The following is a 22220-nucleotide window of genomic DNA, read 5'->3' on the forward strand; positions in this document are numbered from 1 at the left end:
TTGCTTTCTACTTCACCCAAACAGTTTTAATATTTACAAATTCTTTTATTCCGTAATGAGAAAGTTCTCTTCCGTAACCGGAATTTTTTATTCCGCCAAAAGGTAAACGCGGATCTGATTTTACAATTCCATTAATAAACACAGAGCCGGAATTTATTTTTGTCGCAATAATTTTTGCATTTTCCATATTCGTTGTCCACAAAGATGCACCTAAACCATAAACTGTATCGTTCGCAATATTTACCGCGTCTTCTTCATTTTCAGCAATTATTATTGGTGCAACGGGACCAAATATTTCTTCATCAAAAGCCGGCATTCCTTTTTTTACATTTGCTAAAATTGTCGGCTCAAAAAAATTTCCGGGTATGTTTTTTCTTTTTCCGCCGAATAATATTTTTGCACCTTTTTCAACAGAATTATTTACTTGAGTTTCAATTTCAAATAATAAATCTTCACGCGCAATTGGTCCCAATTCTGTTTCCTCTAAAAGCGGATCACCAATTTTTATTTTATTAATATTTTCAATAAATAAATTTGTAAACTTTTCTGCAATTTCTTTTTCAACAATAAATCTTTTTGCGGCAATGCAGCTTTGACCGTTATTTATCAATCGTGCAGTAACAGCATTTTTTGCGGCAAGTTCCAAATCTGCATCTTTCAAAATTATAAAAGGATCGCTTCCGCCAAGTTCCATAACGGTTTTCTTCAACATTTTTCCCGAGAACTCTGCAACTTTACTTCCCGCAAATTCGCTTCCGGTTAATGTAATTGCTTTAACATTTTTGTTTTCGATTACATTATTTACTTGATTGGAATTTATAAGAAGTGTTTTAAATGAATTTTTTGGAAAGCCGGCTTTGCTAAAAATTTCTTCAATTGCCAAAGCACACATAGGTACATTTGATGCGTGTTTTAAAAGACAAACATTTCCAGCCATCAAATTTGGAGCTGCAAAACGGAAAACTTGCCAGAACGGAAAATTCCACGGCATTACTGCAAGCACAATGCCTATTGGATCAAACTGTACATAACTTTCTGAAGCGTCAGTTTTAATAAATTCTTTCTGTAAAATTGCTTCAGCATTTTCTGCATAATATTCACAAACCCATGCGCACTTTTCAACTTCAGCGTAAGATTGTTTTATTGGTTTTCCCATTTCCAAAGTCATAGTTTCAGCATATTCTTTAGAATTACTTCTTAAAATTTTTGCGGCGTTTTCCATCAATTTACTTCTCTGCTGAAATGAATAATTTTTCCAAATGTGAAATTCATCATTTACAGAATTTATTATTTTTTCAACTTCATTATTTGTATATGCTTCAAATAATTTTATTCGTTCGCCGGTTGCCGGATTGATACTTTCTATTGCCATAATATTTTCCGTAAATTTTTTGAGATCATAATTATTTTATAATATTAAAATACTAAGTTTACTTTTTTATCAATAGAAAATTTTATTAGTAATTTAATTTCAAAATAATTCATTGATTGATTATTTTTATAATTCACAAACCAAAATTGAGTACATGGCAAAACTAAAATCTGTTAAAACTTTTGTTCTTGACACAAATGTAATTCTGCACGATCCATCTTGCATACATCAGTTTAAGGAAAATAATATTGTAATTCCCATTACTGTAATTGAAGAAATTGATCATTTCAAACGCGGAAGCCAAGTTATAAATTTAAACGCGCGAGAGTTTGTTAGAACATTAGATTCATTAACGGGAAAAAATCTTTTTAACGGCGGCATTCCGCTTGGCAAAGGAAAAGGAAAAGTTAGAATTGTAATTAGCAAATCCGCCGCAAAAGAAATTAAAGAATCTTTTAGAGAAGATACTCCCGATCACAGAATTTTAAATACGGCTTTGCTGCTTCATCAAGAATCTAAAGGAAATGAAAAAGTAATTTTGGTTTCTAAAGATGTTAATTTAAGAATGAAGGCAAAAGCTCTTGGTGTACTTTCCGAAGATTACACAACAGATAGAGTTGGTAGTATTGAAGAATTGTACAGCGGTAAGGAAATTATAGAAAATTTTGATGATGAAATAATTCAGCAATTTTTCAAAACTCCCTTTTCTATTGATGCAGAGATTGTTAAAAAATATATCAATGCAGAATTAGTTCCAAATAAATATTTTATTCTTAAAAATGAACATAGATCAGTTCTTACTTATTTAAATCAAGATATGAATTTGTTTGAGAGAATTGACAAAGAAAATATTTATGGAATAATTCCCAGAAATGCCGAGCAAACTTTTGCAACTCACGCTTTATGTAATCCGGATATTCCTTTGGTTTCTTTAACCGGTAAAGCCGGAACGGGGAAAACATTGCTGGCACTTGCAAGTTCATTACAAGTTAGAAAAAATTATAGACAAATTTATATTGCTCGACCAATAGTTCCGTTAAGCAATAAAGATATTGGATTTTTACCCGGCGATGTGGAAAGTAAAATTGGTCCATATATGCAGCCACTTTGGGATAATTTAAAAGTTATTCAAGATCAGTTTAAAGAGACAGATATAAAATTTGAAGCAATCGAAAATTTAGTAAAGGATGATAAACTTGTAATTGAACCATTAAGTTATATTCGCGGAAGAAGTTTGCAGAGAATATTTTTCATTGTTGATGAAGCTCAAAATTTAACCCCGCATGAAATTAAAACAATTATTACACGCGCTGGAGCTGGTGTTAAAATAGTTTTAACCGGAGATATTTACCAAATTGATCACCCTTATTTGGATACACAATCAAACGGATTATCTTATTTGATTGATCACTTTAAGGGACAAAAATTATATTCTCATATCAATTTAGAAAAGGGTGAAAGATCAGAACTTGCCGAGTTAGCAAGTAATATTTTGTAAGTTTTTCCGTTTCCTTTTTCTTACTCTTAAACTTAATCTTAATCATACTCTTCTTTAAAACAGAGTAAGATTAAGTTTATGAATAGAAGATAAAAAAATTAAAATGTATTAGGATACGAATTTCTGTGTAAAATAATTTTCGTCTCCCAAAATAATTTGAAATTAAAGTTCAATTCCAAAATTGTAAAACATAAATGTCCACAAATCGGAATACAACTCAATTGCTTTAGATGTACTTGTTCCGGCTCCGTGTCCGACTTTTGTTTCAATTCTAATTATTGCCGGATTATCGCCTTTATATTTTTCTTGAAGAGTTGCCGCATATTTAAATGAATGTGCCGGAAAAACTCTATCATCATGATCTGCAGTTGTTACCATAATTGCCGGATAATTCAAATCACTTTTAATATTATGAAGCGGAGAATATTTATATAAATTAGTAAACTGCAATGAATCATCGCTTGATCCGTATTCCGGAACCCAAGCCCAGCCAATTGTAAATTTATGAAAACGTAACATATCCATTACGCCAACTTGAGGAAATGCAACTTTACATAAATCCGGTCTTTGATTAATTACTGCTCCAATTAAAGTTCCGCCGTTCGAACCGCCGCGCAAAGCAAGTTTACTTGAGTTAGTATATTTATTCTCAATTAAATATTCTGCTGCAGAAATAAAATCATCAAAAACATTTTGTTTGTTTTCTAACATTCCAGCTTTGTGCCATTCTTCGCCATATTCACCGCCGCCTCTTAAACAAGCCATTGCATAAACTCCGCCATTTTCTAAAATTGGAATTATTGAAACTGCAAATTCCGGAGTTAGTGAAATATTAAATCCTCCGTATGCATAAAGCAATGTTGGGTTTTCCGAATTTAATTCCAATCCTTTTTTATGCGTAATAAACATTGGAATTTTTGTTCCATCTTTGCTGGCATAAAATACTTGTTTTGTTTCATAATCATCCGGATTAAACTTAACATTTGATTTTCTAAATATTTCAGATTCATTTTTTTCTATATCATACTTAAATATTGTTGGCGGATAATTAAATGAAGTAAAAGTGTAAAACAATTCAGTATAATCTTTTTTACCATTAAAACCATATGCAGTACCAATACCGGGCAGTGTGAGTTCATATAATTCTATTCCTTCAACATCGTGAATCGTAACTTTTGTATTCGCATCTTTCAAATATTCTGCAAATAGTTTTCCTCCAACTAATGAAACAGATTTTAAAACATCCTTAGATTCCGGAATAATTAATTTCCAATTTTCTTCATTAGGGTTTGTCGGATCTACCAAAATAAGTTTTGAATGTGGTGCATTTTTATTTGTAACAATTAATAATTTATCTTCCAAATTATCAACTACAGTATACTCTGCATCAAACTTATCGAATATTAATTTTATTGGAGAATCTGTTTTTAGATTTTTTATATAAATACTATTTTCACTTGCAGAACCTTGCCAGCCATAAATTATTAAATATTTTTCATCATCTGTTACCGATGCAGAAAATCCCAATTGCGCATTTGATTTATCTTCCAAAATTAATTTATCATTAGATTGCAAATCTCCCAACTTGTGATAATATAATTTCTGAAATTCATTTTTTGCTTTTAGAATATCTTTCTCTTTCGGTTCATCGTAACGACTATAATAAAATCCGTCTTTATACCAAGCCATTCCGGTAAACTTTGCCCACATTATATGATCTGATAAAAGTTTTTTAGTTTCTGTTTCCATTACATAAATTTCACGCCAATCAGATCCGCCTCTTGATATTGAATAACTGCAATATTTTCCATCATTTGAAAATGTAACTTCTCCCAAACTAACAGAACCGTCATTAGAAAGTTTATTTGGATCTATTAAAACTTCCGGCTCTGTATTTAATCCCTTTTGAATATAAACTACATACTGCTCTTGCAATCCATCATTTTTGTAGAAAATATAATAATCTTTTACTTTTTGCGGTGCAGAGTATTTTTCAAAATTCCATAATTCAGTTAATCTATTTTTCATTTTTTCTCTAAATGGAATTTTAGAAAGATATTCTTCCGTAATTTTATTTTGTGATTCAACCCATTTTGCTGTTTCTTCCGATTTATCATCTTCAAGCCAGCGATATGGATCATCAACTTTTACTCCAAAGTAATTATCACTAACTTCAACTTTTTTTGTCTTGGGATAATTTAATTTTTGCTTTTCCATTTCACATCCAATAAATACTAAAATTAAAAGAATTGTAATTACTGATTTCATTTTTCCCTCATGGTTTGTAAAATTTATAATTATGAATTGAAGATATTATACATACTTGATTGAAATATAAAATTGTTTTTCAATATTTGTAAATTTTATTGAAGCAGCATTAGTTTAATAGTTTTTTTAAAATTATTAGAATTAATATTTAACAAATAAATTCCGCTGGATAATTTATTACCATAATTATCAACAGCGTTCCAAATAATATTATAATTCCCAATTTCTTTTTTCACTTCGGGAATACTCCAAACTTCTCTTCCTAAAATATCATAAATTTTAATTTGAACATTTGATCTTTCCGCAATTTCATATTCAATTTTTGTAGAAGGATTAAATGGATTTGGGAAAGCTGATAATCTATAAGAATGTTGTAAAATATTTGTTTCTTTTAAATCTGTAATTATATTTGATTCTCCCGGAGTTGCTGAAAAATTAACAAACCAATCTCCGGAATTATTTTCTCTTGCAAAAGTTTGATCATCATTTAATGTTGGGAATGTTACAGAATCAATAATCGTAATTCCATCATTATTTACAATTGCTGCAAATTCTCCATCTGCACTAAGTTTGAAATTTGTATGATTTATTCCTTGACTCGAATCCTCATCGCACCAAATTAATAAATTCTTTTTAGGCTGAATAACAAAATTTTCCGGGAACTGCCATTTTGTTAAATTATCAATTTTATCCGTTAGATATTTTCCGCTCAAATTTACAACTGTGTCTTGCGGATTATAAATTTCAATCCAGTCTTCATATTCTGAAAAATTATCTTGAATTGTTTGTGAGTTTGAACTCATTAATTCACTTAAGAAAACTTCATTTGTATTTTCACCGGCAGAAATAATTTCTATTCCATCTTCGGGATATTTAGCAATAATTCCATTGTTATCTTCTACCGAAATTTGAATTGTGCCCGAAAAGTTTTCCGGTAAAATTCCAATTGAGCCTTTCCACAAATCATTCATTTTAATATCAAGCAAATTTATGTCTGGAGAAAATCTTAAATCATAAGTTGAAATTTGCTGGGTTTTTAAATTTTTTAATTCGGCTTTTATTTCTTTTATTCCAACATTACTAAATGCCGAACAATTAATAAATATTGAATCACCGGAATTCATTTTTTTTGGATAAACATCAAATGAATAAATAACCGGATTTGAGTTAACATAATTCAATTGATTTGCAAGATTAGAATATCTTTTATCAATAAAATCTTGAATTGAATATTTTACATGTAATTTGGAAAAGTTTTTTTGAAAAAAAGAATTATTGAAATCATCAAATGTAAATCCGTAATCGTTTGTTCGATAAGTATCATTTTCTGCAAAAGAATTAATTTTATTTTTCAATTCTAAAATATAGTTGGCTTCCAAAGAAGTGTTATTTTTAATTTTACTAAAATGTTCCAAAATGTGTGTAAATAAATTTTTAAATTCTTCTATTTGTAAAGTTCTTTCAATAAGTGGTCTGTAGCCGTTTACAACTTTTTCAAAAGTATATGGATTTACAGAAGCCCAATCAGTATTGCTCCAGCTTATACCAAATGTGTTATCGTAATCATAAGGAATTATATGAAAAATATTATTATCCGACTCGTGATAAAGATAATAATTATTTGTAAGCGACCAGTAATCATCCCAACTTCCTAATAAAACATTTGCTGCAAAATATTGAAGTAATTCTAAAATATTAATTTTCTGCGGAAGCTGATTTTTAAAAGTTTCATTATCTGAATTATTAATAAAATCAATAAACTCTGCTAACTTTGTGTAGTTATCATCTTTAGAATTTGTTAAAAGATCGTAAACTCTATTTTCTGAAGAACCGAATTTATAACTATCCGCATTATCATTTATATAATTTAGATCAGCTCCGTAAAGACATTTCCAAAGATTACCGGAATTATCAGCATAATTTTTCTTAATAAAATTTTCATCAATGTGTTCAACGGAAATATATAATCCGTAATAATTACCATTAATATAAAGTGCCGCAAAAGATGCTCTTGAAGAAATCAATCCAATTGAATTAAAAAAATCCCAACAAATTTTACTTCTTGAAATCGATGGATCATTATGTTCACCATTTAAATTCATTTCTTCAATTGAATAAAATTTTCTTCCTTTTATAAATTCATTAAACTCAATTTTAAATGATTTTTTTGCAGATTCTCTTGAGGTGTTTCCTCTTATGCTAATTCCAATAGAATCAATTGTTTCATCAATAAATGCATTTTTAAAGTTGAAATTTGCAACGTGAACAGAATCAAAATTCGGATTATCATACATAAATTGCAAATCGTTTGAATCCATTGTGATATTTATTACTGCAACTTCAGTATCATCATAAACTTTCCAGCTTTCATCAGTTTGTCCGAAAACAGAATTAACAACATAAATAAGTAAAATAAAAATATTAGTGATTTTAATTTTCATAAAATCCTTTTGATTGAATTAAGATAAAGTAGTGATTTCTGTTTTGATTAAAAAGATAAATAGAAGTTAAAAATATTCTTCATCGTAGAAAATATTAACATTCATAACACCGCGAACTTTTCTTAATTTTTGGATAAAATCTGCTGCATTATCTTTGTTTTTAAATCCAACATAATAAGAAAGTTCAAGCATTTCATCAGTCCCAACGGCTTTAGCATTGATCAATTTACTTTTTTTGCAATATTCATCAATTAGTTTGATGTAAAATGAAGAATCATTTCCGTTAGAATTAAAAGTAAATTGAAGAAGTAAATCGCTTTTTATTGGAGTGGAAAATTTTGATTTTGAAAGCACTAAGGCAATTGTGCCGATAAATATCGCGCTGAATATAGCAAGCAAGTGTAACCCAACTCCAACTGCCATTCCAATTGCAAGAGCAAAGAAAATAAACATAATATCCAAAGTTTCTTTTACGGCGGTTCTAAATCTAATAATTGACATTGCCCCGACTAATCCAAATGCGCGGGCTAAATTATTTCCAATTACCATAATTACAATTGAAGTTATTATTACAAGCAAAATAAGTGAGTTTACATATGAAGCTTGATAACCGGGACCATTGTAAGATTTTCTATAAAAAATTGAAATTATAATTCCTGCAATTAATGCAAAAATTAAATTTATAATTGCTTCTTGTGCAGTAAATGAAACATTTAAAATATTTCTAAAATCTTCAATCATATTTAAAAAATTCCCTCTTCGGCTGTTGTATCAAACAAGGAATAGTTTGACGTAAATAAATTTTTTCTTCTAGGATTAATTACTCTGGAAGAATCAATACAAATTGTATATTTTGAAACAGAACGTCTAATCAAATTAAACTCATGAATAATATCTTGAAGCCATTTGGGATATCCGTTATTAAATTTAATTTCCATAACAAAATTATTGGGAATTGCCATTTCCAAATCTTCATCTCTGTATAAATTATCTATTTTGGGATATTCATAAAATCTTAAATTTTTATCAAAAGTAATTCTTAGACTATTATCAAACTTTGAAAAAAATGCTTCTCTATCATAAACAATTAGTATTATTGGCTTTAATCCGCTTTTATAAACATGATGAAAAAATTTTTCGCCGTCTCTATATGAATTTGCAAAACCATTATTTGTTAAAGTATAAGTTTCAATTGATTTAGTTTCCAACAAGTTTTTCAAATCGTGATATAAAAGCGCTGCTCTGTTCTTTCCAATAAAATTATCGTACTTATTTTTAATTTCTAAAAAAACTAAATTGTTGTCTGCTTCTGTATCGTAACTTCTAATTCTAAGTTTTTTTCTAATTTTAATTCCTTCAATTTTTTCATTATAATAATCAAAATTGGATGAATCAAAATAAATACTCCTAACTGTATATTCATTATCCGTTGATCCCATTGTAAATGGATCAAATTCAACAAACGGCAGAATTTTTTTTCTCAGACTATCTAAAATTTCAGAGTTTACTAAAAATTTATATTCTAATCTCATTTCTATTTTTTCAAATAAAACATAATATAATCCAATAGATTAACCTCGTTACCGGAAATTTTACACTCAACAATTTCGTTGGTGTAAAAAGTATCGGAAGAACTTTCAAAAACAGTTTTAGCAATTATAAATTGTTCACCTAAAAATATTTTTACGGATTTATCAACTGATTCAATTTTAGCTAAAATTGAATTTCCATTTCGCGGAATTATTTCAACTTCATTTCCAGCATTAAAAGAGTTTGCTAAATTCAACTTTATTGGAATTAAAGCCGTGAACTTGTTTTCACTATTGATAATTAATAATGTATCTTGATTGTAAGACGCAGAAACAATTCCATTTATAGTGGATTTTAAAAGTAAATTATTAGATTTATTTTGCAGTACAGTAATTTGATTTTCTAATGATTTTATTTGTGAATTTATTAATTGTAATTCTTCTTTTTTTGTGCCAGTTAAAACCGATCTTAATCTTTCTTCAGCAATACTGATATTGATTTTATATAATTCCAATCGGGCATTTTCGGTTTCGTATTCGTCTTGCGTAATTAATTGTTTCTCAAATAATTTTTTCTGTCGCACAAAAAACTTGGTTTGTTCCTCAACTTGTTTTTTTGCGTAATCTAAATTCTTATTTTCAAGTTCAATTAAAGATTCTTTTTCACCACTAATTCCAATTTGAAGAGACGCTTTAGCTGCATCCAATTCACCTTTTAAAGTTGCAATTTCCTGTTCATTTAAACTTGAGTAAACAATTCCAATTGTATCGTTAATAAAAATTTTTTTACCGGGTTTAATATTTTTATTTAGAGAAAATTTAATTAAATCTCCGCGCGCAAATTGGGTAATTGAATATTCTTCATTAAAGCCGTTAACATTATCAACCAAAGTTGTATAAAGTAAACCTTCCAAACCTTTGGAAATAATCCACACTTTTGAAGGAAGAAGTTTTCCGTTAGCCGTTATTGAAGTATTTATTTTTATTGGTAAAATAAAAATTATAATCAGAATTAAGATAACTATTGGAACGTAGAGAAATTTTAATTTCATTATAAACTATATTATTTAAGCAAAATCATTTTTGAAACTTTATTAAAATCATCAGTCAAAATTTGATAAAAGTATATTCCGCTTGAGAGAAATTCGGCATCAAAATTAATTGTATAACTTCCTGCAACTATTTTTTTATTTAGCAATAATTTTATCTCTCTTCCCAAAATATCAAAAATTCTTAATTGAACTTCTGATGTTTTGGGAATATCAAATTTTATTGTAGTCTGTGCATTAAATGGATTTGGATAATTCTGATAAAGTTTGAATTTTGCCGGCAGCGTATTTTTAAAATTTTCAACATCGGTTAAATCGTTTAATTCACCTGGAGTTCCGTATAAATGAGTGGTAACCCAATTTGTAGCTAATGAGTTATCCAATTCATAATTTGTAAGTTGTAATGTAAATCCTTCACCATCAGCTTTATTCGGCCAGGGCATTTCATCATCATAAGTCAACGAATCAATTATATTTCCCAAAGGATCAAAAAGTCGAATTTTTTCACCAGAATTACTAAATCCAAAATTTAAGTTACCAATATAATTAATTATTTTTGGATACTTAGCTAAAAACTTTAACGTATCCTCACATATTATAAGATAACCTTTTGGTTCAATTGTGGTTCCTTTTGGAAAAAAGAAAATATGATCTTTTTCGCCATCTTTTAAAATCCAATTTGATATATCGCGTTTATCATTATTGGGATTGAAAATTTCTACCCAATCTTTTGAATCAAATATTTCATTTGAGTTATAATTTATTTCAGTTATAACTAAATTATTTGAATTAGAAAAATCATAAAAAGAAGCCCCAATATTTGTTCGGCTTCCGTCTGGATTTTCTTCATAGTTTGGATCACCATTATTAATTACCGGCGAATTCTCACTTACCCTAAAATCAAGAGAATCTGGATTAATAAAATTCGGATCATTAAATAAGTTGCCTTCACCATCTAATAACTGTTTATCCGAAAGTGAAAATGTTGTTCTAATTTCCGAAAATTCATCTGCAGACAAATCAGAAATTTTTGATTTAGAAAATATTGAATTTGTTATATCTGCTTTTCCGCCGCCTCTTCCCAAAGTTTTTTCATAACAAGCAACCGAAATATTATTGTTGTAAAATGTATTGTGATCAATAAAGCCATATGAGTCTTCGTCTTTAACTCCAACACCCATATTGCAATTAACTATAATATTTCCTTTTACTAATGCAGATGATGCTTGTCCGATTGAAATTGCTTTATCGAAACAATTATATATAAAATTTTCTTCAACTAAAACATTCTGTGCGCCTTCCCCAATATCAATTGCGTCACTATTTTCAGCGTGAAAATCGCGTATAATATTTCGTCTTATAATTCCGCCTTTTACATCGTCATAATCAATTGCATCGGTATCAATAGAATAATTACCAGTAAATTCACTATTCTCAATAATTGCACTTCCATATTTTATATTTACTAAATCTGAAGTAACATCCGTCTGTATTTTAGAATTTCGCATAACGAAATTACCATATTGAACGAATACCGGAAATTGGACATTTTCAAGTTCAACTTGGTTTAATTCTATATCTGAATTGTAACTTGAGATTCCACCAATTTCATCAATTACATCTTTACCGTGTGAAGTTCCGGAAATTATTGTGTGTGATATATATGATTTTAGTTTTGCGTTATCAAAAATTATTGCGCCCCATTTTTTATCACTAAGTGATGATATTCGTACTTTATCTGTTATCGTACCGTAAATATTTAACGCTCCGAAAACATAAATATTACTATTTTCCGACATTCTTATTTCCACACCTTCAAAAACATCCAATGTGGAATTTTCATTGATATATACATCACCAATTGCAGTATATGGACTTTTCTCTTTTTCTAATTCAAAATTAGTTGTTATGTGTGTTGGAATTACAGATAGGTTTTCAACAGAAGTAAAAATTGCTTGAATATTATTATCTGATTTAAGAATTGTTTCAACATACATATTTGTAGAATTAATCAAACCTTTCCACTCAACAAATTTATATCCGGGATTTGGAATAGCTTCAAGTCTAACTTTTCTATTTGCAAATAATTTTGCTTCAATGTCATATTCTGTATTAACTCCATTAATTTTGACAATTCCGCCGTCTAAATCATTTGTCTGCACAACAAATTTTGCCGTATCTGAAATTGAGAAATATTCCATTAAATATTTATATAAATAATAATTTCTTTGATCTGCAAAGTTCCGCAAAATTTGAATATTAGATTTCCACTCAGCAATAGTAGAAAATACACATCCATCAATAGATTCCGGATTTGAAGGAGAACAATCTGGCAGCCATCTATTTATGTGTTTGGGAATTTCATTTTCAATGTTATTCTGAAATTTATTAATAAGTAATTTTGTTTTGCTTGGAATAAATGAAAAACTGAGATGTGCTGCAAATCTTTGACTGAATTCATTTTTGAAAATGCTATTTTCTAAAAGTTTTCTAAATAAAAAAGTTGACCAAGGTTTATTGTTCCAATCTGTACTATTTGCTTCTGTGGCGTATGTAATAGAATTAAAATCTATACTTGACCATAATCCAAAACCACCGTCGCAATCATAAATCAACCATCGCCATTTTCCATCATTTGTTTTTGGTCGCCAATATTTTATATTATTTGCTGGCCAATCTAAATTGCTGATATACAACTGCGCAATTTGATAGTCAATAAAATTATCAACATCAATCCAATTTTTTACTGTGTCAAAATTTGATTGAACACTTAAGTCATTTACTTCAAGAAAATTAATTATATTTTTATAATGAACATCATCTCCTTCAACAACAATCATATTATTTTCCAAAATGTCTAAATTATTAGGATCAACACCATTATTATCTTTTAAATATTCTTCATTTTGTTTTTCTCTGATATTATAAATTCCCCAATATTTTCCATTTACATATAAAACACATGGTCTGTATGATTGATAATCTAAATCCATATTTTCCGATAACAAATTTTGTATAAATCCATCTCTAAAATGAGTGTAAGTATATTCCGGAAATCCTCCATTTCTTAAAACAAGAGATGAAAATTTACGAATCTCTTTTTCCGGAAATATTTTGTAATCTATAAATTCATCTCCATAATTTTCCCTCATTTGAACTCTAAATGATTTTTGAAGCATATTTCTTCTTGCTCCATTAATGGCTATTCCCGCATTAACTTTAAAAGCTAAACTTTTATCATTTTCAAAAAATTCAATGTTAACCGGTCTTTCCCATTCTTGCCAATAATTTGCTTTTACGCCCCAAAGATAAAAGCCATTAGTACCAATTGTATAAATCCCGATATTATCATCATAAAAATTTTTAGGATCTGTAACAATTGACATAACCGGAAGCTCTGTATTTTCATTTATAAAATATGTTTGAGAAACGGTTTTGCTTGGTAACTTATTTGTATCCAAGGCAATTGCTGTAATTGTAGTTGTTGAATCAATAGTTATTGGTCCAAAATATAAAAGGCTATCATTAATTTTTGGTATTGATCCATCCAAAGTATAATAGATTGGAGAATTGTTTTGCGATGAAATTTCAATAATTATTTCTGTGGAAAAAAATCCGCTTAGTTTTGATAATTTCGGTAAATCAGAAATTTGATTTTCTTTAACTCCGTAACCTAAATTATTTTTACCCGGAGTTGGTTCTGCAAAATAAATCCATACTTTGTTACTGTCAGATTTTCTACCTAAAGAAATATCGACTTTTTGTTTATCAAATTTTACAGAATCAACAAATTCTAAGTTTGAAGAAAAAAGATAAATACTTTCACCGTCTGCATCCAATTTGAAATTTGTATGCAAACTATAATTTTTATCATCGGCATATATTATTAGATAAGAATTCGAATCAATTAGTGTGTTTGCCGGAAATTGCCATTTAGCCGAATCAGAAATGTCATCAGTTAAAAAATAACCGGAAATATCAGCAAGTGAATCAGTATTGTTATATAGTTCAATCCAATCAATATATTCACCGTTTTCTAAATTTATTAAACCATTAAGATTTGAAGACACAACTTCGTTAATTATAACGTTATTTTGTGAATGATAATTTGAAATGAGAATTTGAGTGAAAAATAATATTGGTAGAACTTTTTTAATCATCAATTTATTCTTTTATTATTTATGTAAAAATACAATATTTTAAAATATTAGATTATGCAAAAATTCATGAGTTGAGATGAAACTAAAATTATTTATCACTATTTCTTTTTTAATTTTATTAAAATTTCTGACAGTCAGTTGTGATAATACTCAAAATGTTCACGAATCGAAAAAAGAAAACATTTCAGAAACAGAAAAAATAAAATCAGAAAAATTGGAACTAAATAAAACTGCCGATAATTTATCGCAGAATATTCAAAAATTAAAAGAACAAAAAAGAGTCCTCACAAATGATTCTTTGATAATTCACAACAACATATATTCGTCAATTAGAAATTCTTTTTTAGATCATATAATTATTGGAACAAAAAACTTAAAAGATATTTCTGAACTTTTTAGAAAAATTGGATTTACGATTAAAGAAGGAAAACTTCACAAAAACGGAATTAAAAATAATTTTATCGAATTTGATGATAATTCAGAAATTGAATTTGTTGAAATTAAAAATCCGACTGATAATTTTACCAAAGAATATGAAAAGTTAATTTTACAGAAAAATTATGGATTGCAATTCGCATTGAGAGTAAATGATATTGAAAATCTTAAAAATAATTTTACTTCAGCAAATTCTAATTTTACTGAATTACAAAAAGGAAAAGACTTTTCTACTCTTTCTGCAAAAAATATAAATTATGATTTACCAATATTTTTCATTGAATTTAATAAATTGAATAATTCCAAAACGAATCATGAAAATAAAACAAAAGGAATTTCTTCAATTTGGTTTGAAACAAAAAATATTAAGAAAACTGCTCACGAGCTTGTAGATATTGGTTTTGAACCAATTGGGAATCATTCAATTCCAACTTTTCCCGGAAAGATTGTAGAATTGAAAAATGCTAATTTCAAAATAATTTTGATTGAATCAGTTAAAGATGAGATTACGGGAATTACAATATCGATAGAAAATATTAATGCAATAAAAAATATTCTGAATAACAATTTTGATAAAACATTTTCAAGTAAAATTATTGAAAAGGGAAAAAGTATATTTCTTCCAAAAGAAATTACAAAATCAATTTGGATGGAATTTATTGAAATAAAGTAAAGACGTTTAATGCTTATTCGTGCATTCGTGGCTTAGATTTTTATTAATAATTTTTTGTTGCACTTTTTAACTCTTTTACCAATTCAATAGTTTTAGAAAAATTGTTATCATCAGTTGCTAATGATTTTACAATTGCACTACCAACAATTACTCCATCACAAAATGGAGAAAATTTCTTAACATCTTCTGCGGAAGAAATTCCGAAACCAATTTGCATTTTATTCTTTTTAACAATAGCATAAGTTCTTTCTAAATTTTTCAAAACATAATCATCAAATTTTTCACGAACTCCGGTTGTTCCAACAACGCTCACACAATATACAAATCCACTGCTTTTTTCATCAATTGCAGAAATTCTTTTTTCACTAGAAGTTGGAGTGGTTAACAAAATTTTATCAATTGCATTAAAATCATTTTTGTAAAAATCATCATATTCTTCAAGCGGAATATCGGGAATAATAATTCCATCAACTTTTGCATTTAAACAATTTTTCACAAATTCTTTCTTTCCAAAAGCTAATACCGGATTGCTGGAACTCATTATCACAATTGGAATATCCGACTTTTTTCTTAATTCGGTAATCAACTCAAATGTAGTTAACAAGTTTACATTATTTTTTAAGGCAACTGTATAAGATGATTGAATAACCGGACCATCAGCAAGCGAATCACCAAAAGGTAAACCTATTTCCAGAATATCTGCTCCAGCTTTTTCAATATTTAAAACTAACTCAACAAATTTTTCAATAGTTGGAAATCCGGCAGTTAAAAATAATGTTAATGCCTTTTCATTTTTTTCATTTACGGAAATAATTTTTTCTCTAATTCTACTCATAAAATTTTATCACCTAATTTTTCAATAATTGTATTTAAGTCTTTATCGCCTCTGCCGCTTACATTAACAATAATTATTTCATCCTTACTTGTTGTTGGCATCAAATATTCTAAATATGCAAATGCATGTGCTGTTTCTAATGCTGGAAGAATTCCTTCCATTTCGGAAACTTTTAAAGTTGCATTAAGCGCTTCTTCATCTGTGATTGAAAAATATTGGACACGATTTTCATCTTTTAAAAAGCTATGTTCCGGACCAACGCCCGGGTAATCCAATCCCGCAGATATTGAGTGAACCGGAGATATTTGTCCAAACTCATTCTGCAATAAATAAGTTTTCATTCCATGAAATATTCCTTCACTTCCTAAGGTTAAAGTAGCACAATGCAAATTCGAATTTATTCCAAAACCGGCAGCTTCAATTCCAATTAATTTTGTATCTAAGTCTTCAATAAATTCATAAAATATTCCCATCGCGTTTGAACCGCCGCCAACGCAAGCTAAAACATAATTAGGCAATTTATTTTCTCTTTCCAATATTTGTTGTTTTGCTTCTTTTCCAATAATTGATTGAAAATCCCTTACCAGCATTGGATAAGGATGCGGTCCAACAACAGAGCCAATTATATAATGTGTGTTTTCAACATTTGCAATCCAATCACGAATGGCTTCGTTTGTTGCATCTTTTAAAGTTTTGCTTCCAGATGTTACCGGAATAACTTTTGCTCCTAACATTTTCATTCTAAATACATTTAATTTTTGGCGCTCAATATCTTCTTCACCCATGTACACAAAACATTCCAATCCAAATTTAGCACAAACTGTTGCGGTTGCAACTCCATGTTGACCTGCACCGGTTTCTGCAATTATTCTTTTTTTGCCAAGATGTTTTGCAATTAAAATTTGTCCTAATGCATTATTTAATTTATGTGCACCGGTGTGACATAAATCTTCTCTTTTTAAATAAATTTTTCCATTTCCATAATGATTTGTTAATCTTTCTGCAAAAGTTAAAGGTGTTGGTCTGCCATTGTAATTCTTTTGTAAATCATTCAGTTCATTAATAAATGATTTTTCAGATTTTAATTTATTATAAGTTTGCTCAAGTTCATCTAACGCAAATATTAAAGTTTCCGGAACATATTTTCCACCAAACTCGCCATATTTGCCGTCTTTATTGGGGTAAAAGTAATTCATAATTTTATAATATTTGTGATTCTTTCAGTTTATTATATTTTTCAAAAAAACTTACCATTTTGTTTTTATCTTTTTTGCCGGGAAATTCTTCCAACGATGAAGAAACGTCAATTGCATAAGGAGAAATTGTTGTAAATATTTCTTCAAGATTTTCTTCTTTAATTCCACCAGCTAAAATTATTTTATTTCTAATTTCTTTCGGAATAATTTCCCAATTAAATTTTTCTCCAGTTCCGCCAAATCCATTTTCGTTATATGTATCAAGTAAAATATTATAATTAGAAAATTCCTTTAAAATGTTATACTCAAAATTCTGTGAAACTCTAATTGCTTTTATTATTGGATAATTAATTTTCTGAATATATTCTAGATTTTCATCACCGTGCAATTGTGCCATATTTAATTTACATACCCGCATTATTTGATTGACCATACTGATTTCTTCATTTACAAAAACACCAACTTTTAAAATAAATGGCGGCAAGTATGAAACAATATTTTTAACAATTTCAGGATTTACAAATCTTTTACTTTTGTTATAGAAAATAAATCCTATTGCATCTGCGCCTAAATCACAAGCCAGCTTTGCATCTTCATAATTTGTAATACCGCAAATTTTAATTTTCATAATAACAATTATCTCTAAATTTCTTTAACGCATCTTCTATGTTATCTGATTTCATAAAGTGTTCACCGACCAATACAGCTTTGGCTTTTGTAGATTTCACAAAATCTATACTTTCTTTTGTTGATATTCCACTTTCGGAAATTATTAAGTTTTCTTTTGGAATTATCTCGGAAATATATTTTGTTGTTTCTAAATCGACTTTAAATGTTTTTAGATCTCTATTGTTTATGCCGATTATTTTATTTAGTGAAAAATCTATTTTTTCTATTTCTTCTTCAGAATGTAATTCCAATAAAACTTCTAAATTAATTTCATAAGCTGCTTTTGTTAATTCAGCAATTTGGTTTTTCGATAAAGCTTCGGCAATTAACAAAATTGCATCTGCACCGTTTGCTTTTGCTTCGTATACCTGATATTCATCAATTATAAAATCCTTTCTTAAAAGTGGAATGTTTTTATATTTTGCAATATCGTTTAGAAAAGAAATATTTCCTTTGAAATAATTTTTATCAGTAAGAATTGAAATTCCATCTACTTCACAATTCATATATGCTTCAGCAATTTTAAGATGATTAAAATCTTTTCTAATTATTCCTCTTGATGGGCTCGCTTTTTTAATTTCTGCAATTACTGAAATTCTTTCTTTTTTATTTAATGATTTAAATAAACTAATATTTTTATTTTCAAAAAATTCATAATCTTTAAATCTGCTTAAAGTAATGTTTTGTCTTAAAAATTTTACTTCGTCCTTTTTTACAGAAATTATTTCATCTAAAATTGTCATTTATATTTATCACCAAATTCTTTTAGTTCATTTAATTTCTTTAATGTTGCTCCGGATTTTATTGATTCTTCCGCAATAGATTTACATTCCAATAAATTATCAGAAATTCCGGAAGTCTTTAACGCCAATGCTGCATTGGCAATTACTACATCGTAAGTCGGTCCATCATTTTTATTTGAAAATATATTAAATATTATTTCTGCATTTTCTTTTGCATTTCCACCTTGAATTTGTTCTAATTCAATTTTGGGAAATTTAAAATTCTCATTTGTTAAAGAATAGAAATACATTGAGTGATCTTGGTTAACTTCAAATATCTTTGTTGTATCTGATAAAGTAATTTCATCAAAAGAATTTTTTGTACATAAAAATGTTACTTTTTCCATTTCCAATAATTTAATTGCTTCGCTCATAAGCTGTGCAGTTTTATCGCTGAATGTTCCAATCATTTGTCGCTTAACTTTTGCCGGATTTGTTAATGGTCCAAGAATGTTAAATATTGATCTGAACTCTAATTCTTTTCTTATTGGCGCAACGTGTTTCATTGCCGGATGATAAAGCGGCGCAAACAAAAATGCAATCCCGATTTCATTCAATGCTTTTTCAGATAATTCCGGACTAAGTTGAACATCAACGCCAAGCTCATGTAAAACATCTGAGCTTCCGCTTTTACTTGAGATAGATCGATTTCCATGTTTCGCAACACTAACTCCAGCCCCGGCAACAATAAAAGAAACTGCTGTAGAAATATTAAAAGTGCCCGAATTATCACCACCGGTTCCGCAGACATCTATAACTTTTTCATTTTCACATTTTATTGGAATTACTTTTTCTCGCATTGCTTTTACAAACCCAGCAACTTCTTCAGCGGTTTCGCCCTTTATTTTTAAGGCTGTAAGCAATGATGCAATTTTAGAGTTGTTTTCATTTCCACTCATAATCGAATACATTACATTATAAGATTCATCAAATGATAAACTTTCTCCGGCAATTACTTTATCCAATTGTTCTTTCATAATTTCAACCAATTTTTAATTAAATTTTCTCCTTCGGGAGTTAATATTGATTCCGGATGAAATTGAATTCCTTCGATTGGGTATTGCTTATGACGCACACCCATAATTATTTCATCATCAGTTTTTGAAGTAATTTCCAAATCTTTAGATAAAGTAAATTTATCAATTACAAGCGAGTGATATCTTCCAGCTTCAAAATTTTGCGAAATATTCTTATAAATTGTTTTTCCATCGTGACTAACTTTTGATGTTTTACCGTGCATTAATTTTGGTGCATTTGTAATTTTAGATCCGAAACAATATCCAATTCCTTGATGACCCAAGCAAACACCTAATACCGGTATGGTTTTACCCAACTCACGAATTACATCTAATGAAATATTTGAATCTTCAGGTCTGCCCGGACCCGGAGAGATAATAATTTTATCCGGATTTAGATTTTTAATTTCCTCGATATTAATTTCATCATTTCTTTTTACAATAATATCGCTTGTAAATTTTCCGACAAGCTGTACAAGATTATATGTAAATGAATCGTAATTATCTATTACTAATATTTTCATCAATTTCCTCTGCAAATTTTAACGCACTTACTAAAACTGCCGATTTGTTCTGAATTTCTTTTAACTCCAATTCGGGTTTACTGTCTGCAACAATTCCCGCTCCGGCTTGCCAATAAATTGTATTTTTATTTGCAAAAAAAGTTCTGATTGCAATACACATATCTAAATTTCCATTAAAATCTATATAACCTACGGAACCGGCATATGGTCCGCGTCTTACATTTTCATATTCATTTATTAATTGAATTGCTCTAATTTTTGGCGCGCCGGAAACTGTTCCCGCCGGAAAACTTGCTTTTAAAGCATCTATACAATTTTTATCATTTTGCAATTTTCCTTCAACACGGGAAACAATATGCATTACGTGAGAAAACCTATGAACTTTTTTCATTTCACTTACATAAACGGAATTGTGTTCGCAGACTCTGCCTAAGTCATTTCGTGCAAGATCAACAAGCATTGTGTGTTCGGCAATTTCTTTTTCGTCATTCAATAAATTTTCCTCAAGCATCAAATCTTCTTCTTTTGTTTTTCCGCGTCTTCGGGTTCCGGCAATCGGCAAAATTGTAGCGTTACCATCTTTTACTTTTAATAAATCTTCCGGTGAAGTTCCGATAATTGTTAGGTCTTCATTTATTTCCATAAAATACATATACGGTGATGGATTTATAATTCGTAAAGCCCTATAAACATTGAGCAAATCGCCTTCATACTTTTGATTAAATCTTTCTGAAATTACAAGTTGGAATACATCTCCATTGTAAATGTTGTTTTTTATTTTTTCAATTTTTGAAGAAAATTCTTCCAGATTAATTTTTCCTTCAAACTCAGAAATTGTATTAAATTTATTTTGATAAGAAATTGGCTCTACAATTTTTTTCTTTATTTCTGAAATTCGTGAAATTGCTTCTTCATATGCAAAATATGAATTTAGTATTTCTTCAACAAAAACATTTGCAATTAAAATTATTCTGTGTTTGTAATGATCAAAAGCAATTAATGTATCAAATAATCCTAAAATGGAATTTGGAAATTCTTGCGATAAATTTTGATTAAAATGAATTGTCGGTTCAATTTTAGAAATTATTTCAAATCCCAAATAACCAACAATTCCGCCGGTAAAATCTGGTAATTCCTCAATTTGAGGATGATTATATTTTTCGACCAAACTGTGTAAATAATCAAAAAGTTCAATTTCTAATTTTTCCGACTTACCATTTTTTGTAATGGTGATATGATTATTTTCCGATTGAATGATTTCCTTGGGTGAGGTTCCGATGAATGAATAACGCGCTAATCTTCCAATTCCTTCAACTGATTCCAGTAAAAATGAAAATTTATTTTTTTCTCTAATTTTTAAATAAGCTAAAACCGGAGTAAGCAAATCTGCTGTAATAATTTCAAAAACCGGAATAACATTATATTTTTTTGAAAGATCTTCAAATTCTGCAAATTTCATTTTATTCCTAATTGATTTTCATTTCTTGCTCTTATTCTTAATCTTAATCTATTTTTAGAGTATGATTAAGAGTAAGATAAAGATTAAGAAAAAGATAAAAACATGATATAACAAAAAAAACCCTTCTCAGTGATTTACCAAGAAGGGTTTTTAATTTCCTAATATATTTCACTGGTTACAAAGTATTAGATATGCTCCACCACCAAGCCCAGTTTTTTAAATTGTTATATGTTAAATTCATTTTATTCATTATGGATTGTAAGATAAATTATTTTTATGGAAAATGTCAATAGGAAAATGTTTTTAATTAACTT

The 22220-nt window shown here is 28.6% G+C and carries 16 protein-coding genes; 2 read left to right on the forward strand and 14 right to left on the reverse strand.

From position 1 onward, the window contains the following. Positions 1 to 7 precede the first annotated feature (7 nt). A complete protein-coding gene (locus IPH62_05175) occupies positions 8 to 1372 on the reverse strand; it encodes an NAD-dependent succinate-semialdehyde dehydrogenase (protein MBK7104655.1) in 1365 nt (454 codons plus the stop codon). A gap of 154 nt (positions 1373 to 1526) precedes the next feature. Here IPH62_05175 and IPH62_05180 point away from each other — a divergent pair, with 154 nt between their 5' ends. Beyond that, positions 1527 to 2870, forward strand: coding sequence for a PhoH family protein (locus tag IPH62_05180; GenBank protein ID MBK7104656.1), 1344 nt, complete (start codon positions 1527 to 1529; stop codon positions 2868 to 2870). A 162-nt stretch (positions 2871 to 3032) separates the two neighbouring features. Here IPH62_05180 and IPH62_05185 read toward each other — a convergent pair whose 3' ends face one another. The 6 genes from IPH62_05185 to IPH62_05210 all read right to left on the reverse strand — a co-directional run bounded on the left by IPH62_05185 (position 3033) and on the right by IPH62_05210 (position 14317). After that, complete coding sequence (locus tag IPH62_05185; protein MBK7104657.1) at positions 3033 to 5138, reverse strand: S9 family peptidase; 2106 nt, start codon at positions 5136 to 5138, stop codon at positions 3033 to 3035. 95 nt (positions 5139 to 5233) lie between these two features. Next, positions 5234 to 7579 (reverse strand): CotH kinase family protein, encoded by a 2346-nt coding sequence (locus IPH62_05190; protein MBK7104658.1) that lies wholly within the window; start codon positions 7577 to 7579, stop codon positions 5234 to 5236. Positions 7580 to 7645: 66 nt separating this feature from the next. Further along, positions 7646 to 8320 (reverse strand): DUF4956 domain-containing protein, encoded by a 675-nt coding sequence (locus IPH62_05195; GenBank protein ID MBK7104659.1) that lies wholly within the window; start codon positions 8318 to 8320, stop codon positions 7646 to 7648. A gap of 2 nt (positions 8321 to 8322) precedes the next feature. Beyond that, complete coding sequence (locus IPH62_05200; protein ID MBK7104660.1) at positions 8323 to 9111, reverse strand: polyphosphate polymerase domain-containing protein; 789 nt, start codon at positions 9109 to 9111, stop codon at positions 8323 to 8325. A 2-nt stretch (positions 9112 to 9113) separates the two neighbouring features. Further along, on the reverse strand, positions 9114 to 10160 hold the full coding sequence (locus IPH62_05205; protein MBK7104661.1) for a hypothetical protein: 1047 nt from the start codon (positions 10158 to 10160) through the stop codon (positions 9114 to 9116). Positions 10161 to 10171: 11 nt separating this feature from the next. Next, the gene (locus IPH62_05210) at positions 10172 to 14317 is read right to left on the reverse strand and encodes a CotH kinase family protein (GenBank protein MBK7104662.1); all 4146 of its coding nucleotides are present in this window, start codon (positions 14315 to 14317) and stop codon (positions 10172 to 10174) included. Between the two features lie 76 nt (positions 14318 to 14393). Between IPH62_05210 and IPH62_05215 the strand changes: the two genes are divergently transcribed. Continuing rightward, on the forward strand, positions 14394 to 15425 hold the full coding sequence (locus IPH62_05215) for a VOC family protein (GenBank protein MBK7104663.1): 1032 nt from the start codon (positions 14394 to 14396) through the stop codon (positions 15423 to 15425). Positions 15426 to 15468: 43 nt separating this feature from the next. On the opposite strand, the gene IPH62_05220 is transcribed toward IPH62_05215, so the two are convergent. Genes IPH62_05220 through trpE form a run of 7 tightly spaced genes read right to left on the reverse strand, consistent with a single transcriptional unit; the run spans position 15469 to position 21906 of the window. Then, on the reverse strand, positions 15469 to 16260 hold the full coding sequence (locus IPH62_05220; protein MBK7104664.1) for a tryptophan synthase subunit alpha: 792 nt from the start codon (positions 16258 to 16260) through the stop codon (positions 15469 to 15471). Beyond that, positions 16257 to 17456, reverse strand: coding sequence for a tryptophan synthase subunit beta (gene trpB / locus IPH62_05225; GenBank protein MBK7104665.1), 1200 nt, complete (start codon positions 17454 to 17456; stop codon positions 16257 to 16259). The genes IPH62_05220 and trpB overlap by 4 nt, the downstream gene beginning before the upstream one ends. A 4-nt stretch (positions 17457 to 17460) precedes the next feature. Beyond that, on the reverse strand, positions 17461 to 18084 hold the full coding sequence (locus IPH62_05230; protein ID MBK7104666.1) for a phosphoribosylanthranilate isomerase: 624 nt from the start codon (positions 18082 to 18084) through the stop codon (positions 17461 to 17463). Beyond that, on the reverse strand, positions 18074 to 18868 hold the full coding sequence (trpC, locus tag IPH62_05235; GenBank protein MBK7104667.1) for an indole-3-glycerol phosphate synthase TrpC: 795 nt from the start codon (positions 18866 to 18868) through the stop codon (positions 18074 to 18076). Before trpC ends, IPH62_05230 begins: the two co-directional genes overlap by 11 nt. Next, on the reverse strand, positions 18865 to 19884 hold the full coding sequence (trpD, locus tag IPH62_05240; protein MBK7104668.1) for an anthranilate phosphoribosyltransferase: 1020 nt from the start codon (positions 19882 to 19884) through the stop codon (positions 18865 to 18867). The genes trpC and trpD overlap by 4 nt, the downstream gene beginning before the upstream one ends. Continuing rightward, the gene (locus IPH62_05245) at positions 19881 to 20447 is read right to left on the reverse strand and encodes an aminodeoxychorismate/anthranilate synthase component II (protein ID MBK7104669.1); all 567 of its coding nucleotides are present in this window, start codon (positions 20445 to 20447) and stop codon (positions 19881 to 19883) included. The genes trpD and IPH62_05245 overlap by 4 nt, the downstream gene beginning before the upstream one ends. After that, positions 20425 to 21906 (reverse strand): anthranilate synthase component I, encoded by a 1482-nt coding sequence (gene trpE / locus IPH62_05250; protein ID MBK7104670.1) that lies wholly within the window; start codon positions 21904 to 21906, stop codon positions 20425 to 20427. Before trpE ends, IPH62_05245 begins: the two co-directional genes overlap by 23 nt. Positions 21907 to 22220: the final 314 nt, after the last annotated feature.

It is taken from the genome of Ignavibacteriota bacterium (assembly GCA_016708125.1).
Classification (GTDB): domain Bacteria; phylum Bacteroidota; class Ignavibacteria; order Ignavibacteriales; family Melioribacteraceae.